Annotated in this window: 4 protein-coding genes; all 4 read left to right on the forward strand. The window is 65.0% G+C overall.

Annotated features, from left to right (window positions below):
- Positions 1 to 308: 308 nt before the first annotated feature.
- The gene (locus tag ACVOLQ_RS22230) at positions 309 to 1,430 is read left to right on the forward strand and encodes a PLP-dependent cysteine synthase family protein (protein ID WP_313173297.1); all 1,122 of its coding nucleotides are present in this window, start codon (positions 309 to 311) and stop codon (positions 1,428 to 1,430) included.
- Between the two features lie 34 nt (positions 1,431 to 1,464).
- Positions 1,465 to 3,495 carry a M3 family metallopeptidase gene (locus ACVOLQ_RS22235; RefSeq protein ID WP_481529333.1) on the forward strand — a complete coding sequence of 677 codons (2,031 nt, stop codon included), beginning with the start codon at positions 1,465 to 1,467 and terminating at the stop codon, positions 3,493 to 3,495.
- On the forward strand, positions 3,495 to 4,151 hold the full coding sequence (locus ACVOLQ_RS22240) for a histidine phosphatase family protein (RefSeq protein WP_481529334.1): 657 nt from the start codon (positions 3,495 to 3,497) through the stop codon (positions 4,149 to 4,151). Before ACVOLQ_RS22235 ends, ACVOLQ_RS22240 begins: the two co-directional genes overlap by 1 nt.
- 88 nt (positions 4,152 to 4,239) lie before the next feature.
- Positions 4,240 to 4,617 carry an SH3 domain-containing protein gene (locus ACVOLQ_RS22245; RefSeq protein ID WP_313173294.1) on the forward strand — a complete coding sequence of 126 codons (378 nt, stop codon included), beginning with the start codon at positions 4,240 to 4,242 and terminating at the stop codon, positions 4,615 to 4,617.
- Positions 4,618 to 4,738 lie beyond the last annotated feature (121 nt).

The following is a 4,738-nucleotide window of genomic DNA, read 5'->3' on the forward strand; positions in this document are numbered from 1 at the left end:
CACCAACCCCCCCCCCCGCGGGGGGGGGGGCGCGTTTGCGCCCCTCAACCCCGGGCCCCCGCGGGGGGTCCCCCCCCCCCCCCCCCCCCACCCCGGTTTTTACTCCCGAGAGTGTTTCAGATCGTCATTCCCGCGGAGGCGGGAATCGCTCTGGGCCCTGCTTTTGCTTGAATGTGAGGGAAGGGCGAAAGCCGAAGCCAAGGAAAAACCGAGGTCAAAGTGAGGTTTCGGAACGAAACCGCACTTTGACCTCGGTTTTGCCCAACCAAGTAGAATCCACTCCAGCATTCACCAAGAAGTGGCGATCCATGTCTCAGCGTGATTGGGTGGCGGCGGCCATCCACAAGATTGAAGCCGACTACAACCGTTCGGCCGATACCCATCTGATTCCCATCGACCTGCCGGGCTTCCCGGGTATCGATGTCTATCTGAAGGATGAATCCAGTCACCCGACCGGCAGTCTCAAGCATCGGCTTGCCCGCTCGCTGTTCCTGTACGCGCTGGCCAATGGCTGGTTGCGCGAGGGTTGCCCGGTGATCGAGGCCTCCAGCGGCTCCACCGCGGTATCGGAGGCCTACTTCGCACGTCTGCTGGGCCTGCCGTTCATCGCGGTGATCCCGGCCAGCACCTCGCCGGAAAAGATCGCCGCCATCGAATTCCATGGCGGCCGCTGCCATCTGGTGCAGCGCGCCTGCGACCTGAATTGCGAATCCGAACGATTGGCGCGCGAAACCGGCGGCCACTTCATGGACCAGTTCACCTACGCCGAACGCGCCACCGATTGGCGCGCCAACAACAACATCGCCGAGTCCATCTTCAAGCAGATGGCCGAAGAACCGCATCCGGTGCCGGAATGGATTGTCTGCAGCCCCGGCACCGGCGGCACCGCCGCTACCCTGGGCCGTTACGTCAGCTACCGCCGCCACGACACCCGCATCCTGTGCGCGGACCCTGAGGTGTCGATCTTCTACGACGGCTACTGCGCTGCGCTCGAAGGTCGCGACTGGCGTGACATGACCTGCGAAGGCGGCTCGCGCGTGGAAGGCATTGGCCGTCCGCGCGTGGAGCGCAGTTTCATACCTACCTGCGTCGATGCGATGGTGAAGGTGAGTGATGCGCTGAGCCTGGCTGCGATGCGCCATGTCAGTGCCACCTTGGGGCGGCGTGTTGGCGGCTCCACCGGCACCAATTTCATCGGCGTGCTGTATGCCGCACAGCAGATGCGCGCGGCTGGCCGAGACGGTTCCATTGTCAGCATCCTCTGCGATGCTGGCGAACGCTACGCGCACAGCTATTACAACCCGGACTGGTACCGCCAGCAGGGCATCGACGTGGACGGTGCCGATGCGGTGGTGGCCTCGGCCGTGGCTGGACAGGGCATGCCGGTCCTGCCTTGTGCCTGGCTGGAAGCGTCGCCATATCAGGTTTGATGCCGGCATAGCCGGAACTGTTTGAAGGAATGTTGTGAACACCACCAATCCCCTGCACGATTTCTCCGGCCTGCCGCGTTTCGACGCGATCCGCGCTGAACACGTCACTCCGGCCGTCGATACGCTGCTGGCCGAAGCCGAGGCCGCGGTGAAAGCCGCAGAAGCCGTGGCGCCGGTGAGCTGGGAGAACTTCGTGGTGCCGCTGGACGATGCTACCGAGCGCTTGTATCGCGCCTGGGGCCAGGTCTCGCACCTGCAGGCGGTGGTCAATACGCCGGAGCTACGCGAGGTCTACAACGCGAATCTGCCGAAGATCAGCCGCTTCGGCAGCTCGGTCGCGCAGAACCCGGCGCTGTACGCGCAGTACAAGCTGCTGGCTGCGGCGCCAGCAGCGGCCAGTTACGACGAAGCACAGCGCAAGGCGCTGGAAAATGCATTGCGCGACTTCCGCCTCGGCGGTGCCGAGCTGGACGACGCCGGCAAGGCGCGTTTCGCCGAGTTGCAGGAAGAACTGTCCGGCCTGCAGGCCAAGTTCTCGCAGAACGTACTCGATGCCGGCGATGCGTTCGCGCTCTACGTGGATGTAGCCGACGACCTGCTGGGCCTGCCCGATGACGTGGTTGCCAGCGCCCGCGCCGCCGCGCAGAAGGATGGTCGCGAAGGGTACAAGCTGACCCTGCAGATGCCGTGCTATCTGCCGGTGCAGACCTACGCCGACAACCGCGCGCTGCGCAAGCAGCTGTATCGCGCGCATGCGGTGCGCGCATCGGAGTTCGGTGATGCGGCGCTGGACAACACCGGCAATATCGATCGCATTCTCGCCGTGCGCAACGAACTGGCCGCATTGCTGGGTTTCGACAACTACGCCGAGTACTCCATTGCCACCAAGATGGCCAGTGATGCGCCGCAGGTGCTGGGCTTCCTGCGTGATCTGGCCGCACGCGCCAAGCCCTATGCGCAGCGCGACCGCGCCGAGCTGGAGGCTTTTGCCCGCGAGCAGTTGGGCATGGGTGAACTGCAGGCCTGGGACCTGGCCTATGTGGCCGAGAAGCTCAAGCAGGCGCGTTACAGCTACTCTGAGCAGGAAGTGAAGCAGTACTTCACCGAGCCCAAGGTGTTGGCCGGCCTGTTCGGCGTGATCGAGCGTCTGTACGGCCTCAAGGTGGAACAGGACAGCGCGCCGGTCTGGCACGAGGATGTGCGTTTCTATCGACTGGTGGATGCCGATGGCGCGCTGGTTGGCCAGTTCTACATGGACCTGTACGCGCGCGAAGGCAAGCGCGGTGGCGCCTGGATGGACGACTGCCGCAACCGTCGCGTTACTGCTGCTGGCGTGCAGACGCCGCTGGTCTATCTGGTCTGCAATTTCGGCCGCGGCAATGATGGCAAACCGGCGACCTTCAGCCACGACGAAGTCACCACCGTCTTCCATGAAATGGGCCACGGCCTGCACCAGTTGCTGACCCGCATCGGTGAGCTGGCGGTGGCCGGCATCAATGGCGTGGAGTGGGATGCAGTGGAGCTGCCCAGCCAGTTCATGGAGAACTTCTGCTGGGAGTGGGAACAGGTACAGGCGATGACCGCGCACGTCGATACCGGCGCGCCGCTGCCGCGTGAACTGTTCGACAAGATGCTGGCGGCGAAGAATTTCCAGAGCGGCATGTTCACCGTGCGCCAGCTGGAGTTCGGCCTGTTCGACATGTTGCTGCACAGCCAGTACCAGCCCGAGCAGGAAAGCGTGCTGCAGCTGCTGGAACGCGTGCGCGGCGAGGTGGCGGTGAACATCCCGCCGGCCTGGAACCGCTTCGCCAACCAGTTCAGCCATATCTTTGCTGGTGGCTATGCGGCCGGTTACTACAGCTACAAATGGGCCGAAGTGCTCAGTGCCGATGCCTATGCGGCGTTCGAGGAAGCACCAGACGCCTTGGCCGAGACCGGCGCACGCTTCCGCGAGGAAGTGCTGTCACGCGGCGGCAGTCGCAGCGCGGCTGAGAATTTCCGCGCCTTCCGTGGCCGTGAGCCGCAGATTGATGCCCTTCTGCGACATAGCGGCATGACGGCCTGATGCAGACGGCGTCCGACCCGGATCGAGTGCGGACGCTCTACTTCGTTCGGCATGGGCAGAGCATGGCCAACGCGGGTGCGTTCGCCATGGCTGATCGGGAGATCCCGCTCAGCGCCTTGGGCCGGCAGCAAGTGCAGGATCTTCTGGCGCGCTGGCCATTGCGGCCGGCGCGGCTGTACTGCTCGCAGATGCTGCGCGCCCGGCAGACGGCGGCGTACTTCGTCGATGCCCACGGGCTTGAGGCACAGGAGATCGCCGAGCTGGATGAGTTCAGCTATCTGGCGCTTGCCACTGTCGAAGGCAAGGTGTCCGCCGAGGTCGCGGTGTTGGCGCGTGACTACTGGCAGCGCGGCGATCCTGCTCATCGTGACGGCGATGTTGCCGACAGCTTCGATGGTTTCGCGGCTCGGGTTGAGGCCTTCCTGGCTCGCCTGCATGACTTCGAAGACGGCAGCGTATTCGTTGGCCATGGTATCTGGATCGGCCTGCTGGCCTGGCGCCTGCAAGGGCGGACGGTGAACAGGCCTGCGGACATGCAGGCATTCCGTGCCTTCCAGACCGGGATGCATGTGCCCAATGCCGGGGTGTACAGGTTGGAAGTTGCCAGAGGCGAAGGCGCTGCACGGCTTACAGCGCTGGATGTCAGTGCTGCCTGAACGCGATGGGTCCGCAACGGCGCGGGTTCAAGTTTGACGTGTCACCATAGATCCTTCATCTGGCCGCACCGGTCCCGCCGCACTCGCCATGCACAGGTTGTTCAAGTCCACCGACGGCAAGCCCCGCCTGTATCTGCGTATCGCTGCGGCTGCGGCGATCATCGGCGTGGTGCTGTGGTTCCAGCCGCAGATCAACGAGCCTGCCGCCCAGGTCAGCAATGGCCTGAACCTGCGCAGCGCGCCGGACCAGCGTGCCGAGCGCCTGGCGGTATTGCCGGTGGGCACCACGGTGGAAGTGCAGCGCTGCCTGGCCGACCTGCAATGGTGCAACGTGCGTGCCGAGGGCAAAAGTGGCTGGGTGGCGGCGGATTATCTGATCGCCCGCAGTGACGGAAAGAAGGTGAGGCTGGCCGAAGCCGGCAAGCAGATGGGCGTAGTCATAGAGACTGCCAAGCCAGGCGGTTGAAGCCGCATCTGTAGTGGGGGGGGGCGGGGGGGGGGGGGGGGGGGCGCGGGTGCGCCCGGCCGCGGCGGGCTGGGGCCGCGGGCCGTGCGGCGCCCGGGCCGCCCGCGGCGGGGGGAGGGGG

Source organism: Stenotrophomonas sp. STEN031, from assembly GCF_056759975.1.